This is a genomic window from Domibacillus sp. PGB-M46, assembly GCF_022668875.1.
Lineage (GTDB): Bacteria > Bacillota > Bacilli > Bacillales > Domibacillaceae > Domibacillus.
This window is the reverse complement of the sequence record NZ_JAKGCR010000053.1, coordinates 1-6,322: the sequence shown is the minus strand read 5'-3', so window position 1 is coordinate 6,322 and position 6,322 is coordinate 1. Positions and strand designations below refer to the sequence as shown.

The 6,322-nt window shown below is 35.3% G+C and carries 7 protein-coding genes; 2 read left to right on the top strand and 5 right to left on the bottom strand.

Going from position 1 to position 6,322, the window contains the following annotated elements; genetic code table 11:
* Positions 1-613: 613 nt before the first annotated feature.
* From L2D08_RS23440 to L2D08_RS23430, 4 genes are all read right to left on the bottom strand, one after another.
* The gene (locus tag L2D08_RS23440) at positions 614-829 is read right to left on the bottom strand and encodes a hypothetical protein (RefSeq protein WP_242237939.1); all 216 of its coding nucleotides are present in this window, start codon (positions 827-829) and stop codon (positions 614-616) included.
* Between the two features lie 29 nt (positions 830-858).
* Complete coding sequence (locus L2D08_RS24640; protein WP_375337640.1) at positions 859-1,056, bottom strand: DUF6980 family protein; 198 nt, start codon at positions 1,054-1,056, stop codon at positions 859-861.
* Between the two features lie 281 nt (positions 1,057-1,337).
* Positions 1,338-1,973, bottom strand: a complete 636-nt coding sequence (locus tag L2D08_RS23435) for a ParB N-terminal domain-containing protein (protein WP_242237937.1) — start codon at positions 1,971-1,973, stop codon at positions 1,338-1,340.
* 528 nt (positions 1,974-2,501) lie between these two features.
* Positions 2,502-3,458, bottom strand: coding sequence for a hypothetical protein (locus L2D08_RS23430; protein WP_242237936.1), 957 nt, complete (start codon positions 3,456-3,458; stop codon positions 2,502-2,504).
* Between the two features lie 621 nt (positions 3,459-4,079).
* On the opposite strand from L2D08_RS23430, the gene L2D08_RS23425 reads away from it, so the two are divergent.
* Both L2D08_RS23425 and L2D08_RS23420 read left to right on the top strand, forming a co-directional pair.
* Entirely contained in the window at positions 4,080-4,859 is a 780-nt protein-coding gene (locus L2D08_RS23425; protein WP_242237934.1) for a ParA family protein, read from the top strand.
* Entirely contained in the window at positions 4,852-5,214 is a 363-nt protein-coding gene (locus L2D08_RS23420) for a hypothetical protein (protein WP_242237932.1), read from the top strand. The genes L2D08_RS23425 and L2D08_RS23420 overlap by 8 nt, the downstream gene beginning before the upstream one ends.
* 110 nt (positions 5,215-5,324) lie before the next feature.
* On the opposite strand, the gene L2D08_RS23415 is transcribed toward L2D08_RS23420, so the two are convergent.
* Positions 5,325-5,921: a recombinase family protein gene (locus L2D08_RS23415; protein ID WP_242237930.1), complete on the bottom strand. Its 597-nt coding sequence runs from the start codon at positions 5,919-5,921 to the stop codon at positions 5,325-5,327.
* Positions 5,922-6,322: the final 401 nt, after the last annotated feature.

Below are 6,322 nucleotides of genomic sequence, written 5' to 3'. Positions count from 1 at the left end.
AAACACGGGGTGTTTTTAATAGAAGATAAAAATTTAAAACGTTGACGTTTATTTTGTTCAGTTTTCAAAGATCAATTTCATCTAATGCCTCAAGAGGCAACTAATTAATCATATCATATATAGAAGCTTAGGTCAACAACTTTTTTCGAAAGTGTTTTTTCGATAAATTGTCATAAACAACAAAAGCTTATATCATCATGCCGTATTTCATTACGACAGGATAAATATCATATCATATAACCACTTTATTAGTCAACAACATTTTTCGATTAATAATCATTAAAGAAGAAATGTTGCTGTTTTTCATCGCTGTATTAGCGACGGATAATAATATACCATGTATGAATTTCTATTTCAATAGCTTTATTAATGTTTTTATTACCTAAATTACCTTTTTGTTCTCAATGCGATTCACCATCTTTAATGATGAATCGATGAATGAACTGTATTTTTCATGGAACACTATAGATCCAGTTTAAAAAAGCTTTTGCTCTTAAGAGCAAAAGCTCAGAATGTAGAAATGATTTCTACCTGGCGTCTTTTTCGATGCAACAAAATTGCATTTATGTTGTATTAACTCTTTAAATAAATAGTTCCGTTAACCAAAATACTTTTATGAGTTTGTGGTGAATTTCAAATATTTATCACCCAAAATAGTAATGTTTATATTCCACCTTGGGTGCATGACTAAATTGTTATCTTCATCAAATTCTAAAGCTATATGGATTTCATCATCTTCATTTGTAAGGATAGCCATTCTCTTATTTTCAATATCTACATACGGTTTTAAACTTTCCATCATATCTATTTGCCATTCAAAAAATTTCATTGAATTTATCTCCCAACTATTCATTCACCTTACTTCTGCTCTAAATTACTTCCACACCAAGGGCAAAATTGAATAGCAATGAACGAGCTGCTACCGTCATGAATAATTAATCCAAAGTTCTTTTCCTTTTCGTCGCAATAGATAAGCTGATCTGGACAATCAAAGGGATTTTCATGAATATCACAGTTAAAAGTAGCGTGATATTCTATGTCCTTACAACAATACATTTTCATTTCTTAAACACCCAACCGATTAGTTAAATAATATTATTAGAATACGTAAAAGCATAAATATACAATCTGCTTTTTTAGTCAATACAGCAAGCATTTAACTGTCATATTCAGTGACAAATAAACATTTTTAGGTGTCACACTGAATGACAAAATGGCTTTTTAAGTGTCATGTTGTGTGACAAAATCAAAATTTCAAGATATCACGAAAACACGAGGCTCTGCCTAGTCTAACACTGAAAGTGATAGCACGTTTTCCTTATGCTCTTTCTCGCTATTCAGCTTTCTACGCTATTTTTTTCGTACATGACAGGGACTGTTTTCATATCGAGTTTTTTGGCTACAACATAGCGCCGGTATCCGTCTATCAGCATACTGGTTTCACGGTTAATCGTAATCGGCTCATCCAAGATTCCGGCCTGTTTCACATGGTCCATAACCAGCTGCGTCTTGTAAGCGCTCGGCTGAAACTGCAGAAATTCTTCCGGCACCTTGATCTGATCCAACGAAATAAAATCTTCCGTCCCCTCAGGCCCTTTTGGCTCCTCTTCTGCTTTCACTTCTTCTTTTTTCTCGAGTTCTTTCTCTTCTTTAACTGCTTCTGCTTGTTTTTCCGCAATCACAGATACTTGAAAGCAAACCACACCGATCTCACCCGGACAATCGTCCACTGGAATATCTAATGTAGGCTCTCCCTGCACCAAAATCTTCTGATTCTGAATGTTTTCTTCTGTTAATCCAGCTTTCTTTAACTGCTTCTGGTTGATGAAAACGGTATATGTAATGGTTGAACTTTTCGGAAGACCCTTTGGGGCTGCTGGAGAACCGTTTTCCTCCATATCGAATGTATAGAAGTTCTTTTTTGATCGTAATGCACTCACTGGCTTGCCCGTTAACGTAATTTTATGTGCCATACTTTTCTTCTCCCCTTTAGCAGATTAGTATTTTATTGCACTGCAGTATAGAAGTTTATTTAAGCATTTATCAGCTGAATAGACGAGAAAAGAAGTCTTTTTTCTTCTCCATTTGTGCTTCCTTTTCTTGCTGCATTAATTTACGATCCCAAGCTTCCAGCTTATCTTCTATGTACTTTTGCTGTGGGGTATCGTGTTGATTGATTTCATTTTTATATTTTGTTTTATAGAGAGAAAGAGCATAAGGAAAACGTGACCCCACTTTCAGGGTGGTACTAGGCAGAGCCTAGCGTTTTCGTGGGTACGCAAAATTTCCATTTTGTCAAAAAATTAGACACTTAAAACAGGATCACTGTCTAATTTTTTGACACCTAAAATAATGCATTACAACTCAAAAAAGAATATCAAAAAACAGCATTTGCTAAAAAAAGACATGATTCTTTTTAAGAAAAAACATACTGGCTGCGTTTGCTTTTCGGCTTTCGGCAGACCGGTTCTCTCTTTTTTCTAGTAATGGTTTTTGATTATTTAGTAAGGAATTTCCTCAATCAAATAATCTAGATCTCGTTCTTCCTTCGCCATCAATTCTTGAATTTCTACACGCCAATTTTGTGTACTGCCTGCTGATTCTTCTTCCTGATTCTCAAGCCAGTTAAAGATAGACGGATGGCTGGCAAATGTCTCTTGGCGTTTTTGGTATGTAAACATTTTAAGAAGGGTTCCATAAAAATAGCCTTTAAAATCTTTCCGGATTTTCCGGTGTTTATGGGCATAGATCGTTTGTTTAAGTGCATCAATTACAATATCTGTGTACTGTTTCAGTTCATGTAGCAAATCAAACTGGCGATAAACAAGGGCAGCTTTTTTCCAAAGATCATAAATATCTTCTGCATCACTAAAGAAAGGCTTTGTCGTCTTTACAAATTCATCTGGAACAACTTTCGGTGTAAAAGAATCATCCAGACGTCTATACGTAATATTAATATTAGTTTTTGAATTCAAAGAGATTTTGAATTCATGCTCCCCGTTTTTGTTTTCCGCATCTGCGTCCTTATGCGGTTTTGGAATTTCATCTAGTCCCCGTTTATTATTTTCATCCTCGTTTAGTTCCGCTGTTTCTGTTTCAACCGGCACAATCTGCACAAAGTTAACGGTTTGCTGGTTTTTGTAGTAACGCTTAGTCGGCAGGATTTTAACGATATCCATATCCGCTAATTTTTTCAGCCATATCCCAACTGTATCCGGTTTTTTCAACCCTAGATCTTTGGCTGCTGCCCGCTGCGATTGGAAAGACAGTCCGGGGAAATTCCGAGAGAGATCCCGTAGGTGGTCTAGCAGACGGATCAACTTTCTCTTCCATAAATCCGATAAGTCGCTTTCTTGAATAGTTTTTATATGTTTATTTACAGACTCTCGCATAGCAGGTATGTTTTTAAACGTGGCATAATTACGTTTGTCCACGCGATCAAGCATAATTGTAATCATCAATTGGCTCCTTCTGGACACAAAAAAGAACACTTGCCCGCCGCAACGTTTCCCTGCAGTGCAGAACAGGAAAAGGATACGGCAAGACAAGCGCTCTTTTAAAAAATACAGAAGAATCCCTTGAACTAACAGTTTATATACGCTAAAATAAGGGCATAAAATTGTTAGTTCTAAAGAGTCTGAGCAAGTGTGTTGCCGTGAGTGTTGGTCACGGTAATACGGTATAAATGGAGCGCCAACTCCTTTATACAGCTTAGGCTTTTTTTTGTTCCGTTCATTTAATTTAAGGCAAGTATACCCGATTCAATGAGGTTTAACAACAACAAGTTTTCTAAGCTTTTCTTTTCATTTTCACCCTCTTTTTTATACTAATCTTGCTTTTAAAATTAATGTTAAATTTAAAAGCAAAATCAATGTTAAAATTAACATTGATTTATTTTTAATAAACAATGTGCAAAATTCAAATAAAAATCCAGTAATAACAACAGTTCAACACGATTTTATCGCGGTAATTAAAATTAATGTTAAAATTAAAAGCAACATTAATTTTAACAGATGCTTTTTATGTTAAAATTAATGTGGAAATCAATTTTAAATTTCCTTTTAAAAGGAGGAATATAAGTGAAAGTAATCGCTATTAATAATAATAAAGGCGGTACATTGAAAAGTACGACTGCTACGAATTTAGCAGGTGTGCTCGCCACAGAAGGACATAAAGTTTTAATAATCGATTCTGATAACCAAGCAAACGTTGCCCTTAGTTTTGGTGTTAATCCAGATGAGTTGAATTATGGATTGTACAGTGTTTTGATTGAACAGCTTGATCCGGTAGAAGCCATTATCAACGTGCATGAAAACATTGATATTCTTCCTGCAAATGATGATCTGATTCAGTTTGATTGGGAAGTAATCGGTAATAAAAATAAATACAAAGAACCTTTTTTAATCATGAAATATACTTGCGAAGTTTTGAGAGAACAGTATGATTACATAATTATCGATACACCTCCTTCCTTATCATTAATGGTAGGAAACGTATTTGCTTTTGCTGATGGAGTGTTGATTCCTTTTTCACCGGAAAGCTACAGCATGCGTTCTTTAATGAAGGTTCTTGATACCATTTCAAATTTTGGATATACCTTTAATTCGGATTTAAAATTGTTGGGCGTGGTAGCTACTATGGTCAATTACCAAACTACACTTCACCAATATGTTCTACAGGAAACACGGAAATACTGTGATGAAAATGATATTCGCTTGTTTGATACGTACATACCGCGCAGCATCCGATTTGCTTCCTCTGTAGCGTTTCAGGGTAAGCCGGCAACATTACTAGAAAAAAGAAACGACATGGCCAGTAATTATTTTGAATTATGGAAGGAGATAAAAGGAAATGAGTAATAAAAAACAAAACCCTTTACTAAAAGCTGCAGCTAGTTTTAATAGCGTATCTAACCCTCCAAATTTAGATAATATATCGAAAAAAACATCGAAGAATACAGCTAATGATGGTGTGGAAAACAACTTAGAAAGTAAAGAGGATGTTAAAATTAAAAGTAATGATGCTGTTAAGGATCCAAAAAGCGTATTAGAAGATCTATTAAGCTCTACTGAGAAAGAGAAAAAGCGACCTTTAACAGTGTATTTGGATCAGGATGTCTGGGACTTGTTAGATGAATTTGCAAAGCCACGGGGGAAAGGTGCTAAATCTGAAGTAGTGAATCAGCTTCTTAAAAATACTTTCAATCCAAAGTAAATGAATAAAATCAGTTAATAATTAAAAGGCCATAAAAAAGAACCTCGATAATTACGGAGGTTCTTTTTTATAAAAAATTATTATTTGAATTTAGCACATAGTGTTTTTCATCAACAATCTTTATTTTTTGCTTTATTATATTCAGCATAAATAGTGGATCTGGGTACGCCTGTTATTTTAGATATATCCGAAACCGTCATTTCTCTTTCTTCTTTTGTTTTAAATAATTCAAGGGCTTGTTCAATGTTGCTGGCTGGTTGCCCCTTCCTCCCCATTTTTTTGCCGTTCTTCATGGCTCTTTTTCTTCCCTCACCAGTTCGGGAAACAATCATATCACGCTCAAATTGTGCGAAACTGCCCAGTGTATTGAAGAGGAGCATTTGAAAAGGATCATCTTTTGCATTCGCTTGGAAGGTCATATTGTGGTGAAGAAAAGTAATACTGATGTCACGCTCAAGCAGCTCATTTACAATTTTATTTAAATCCAAAATACTTCTAGCCAAACGATCAATTTTGGTGACATAAATATGATCACCAGCACGAGCATGCTTAAGAAGAGCTTCTAGCTCTTGTCTGTCAGTTCCTTTCTTGCCTGATATCTTTTCGATAAACATCTGATCTTCTTTTATACCTGCTGATTTCAGCGTTTCAATTTGGGTTTCTAGGTCCTGCCCAACGGTGCTGACTCGTGCGTACCCTAATTTCATTCATCTATTTTCCTTTCTTAAACGGTTACTGCCTTCCCAGATACTCTTTAAAATCTTTACTGTCCCTTATCTGAACAAAATACTTATACTGTATTATAACTTTTTGTCTAAAATATTTAAATATTTTAGACAAAGTTTTTAGACTATATTTTAGACGTTAAGACAAAAGGAAAAGCAGCTTGTTAGCAGCTAAAAAGAGGTCGTCTAAAATTTATAAATTTTAGACGACCAACCAAAAAAGCGCCATCCTTTATCAATAAAGGAAGGCGCTTTTTATTACGCAGTGGATCCGGTATTCCGGTAAACAAAAAAAGGACAGCTTTCGCTGTCCTCTCTGCTTGCCTGGCGGCGTCCTGCTCTCACAGGGGGAAACCCCCAACTACCATCGGCGCTGAAGAGCT

What these genes read in the sequence shown, in the direction of transcription:
- L2D08_RS23440 (WP_242237939.1), bottom strand. Translation starts at nt 829, where the DNA reads ATGAAATTTTTTGAATGGCAAATAGATATGATGGAAAGTTTAAAACCG.
- L2D08_RS24640 (WP_375337640.1), bottom strand. Translation starts at nt 1,056, where the DNA reads ATGTATTGTTGTAAGGACATAGAATATCACGCTACTTTTAACTGTGAT.
- L2D08_RS23435 (WP_242237937.1), bottom strand. Translation starts at nt 1,973, where the DNA reads ATGGCACATAAAATTACGTTAACGGGCAAGCCAGTGAGTGCATTACGA.
- L2D08_RS23430 (WP_242237936.1), bottom strand. Translation starts at nt 3,458, where the DNA reads ATGATTACAATTATGCTTGATCGCGTGGACAAACGTAATTATGCCACG.
- L2D08_RS23420 (WP_242237932.1), top strand. Translation starts at nt 4,852, where the DNA reads ATGAGTAATAAAAAACAAAACCCTTTACTAAAAGCTGCAGCTAGTTTT.
- L2D08_RS23415 (WP_242237930.1), bottom strand. Translation starts at nt 5,921, where the DNA reads ATGAAATTAGGGTACGCACGAGTCAGCACCGTTGGGCAGGACCTAGAA.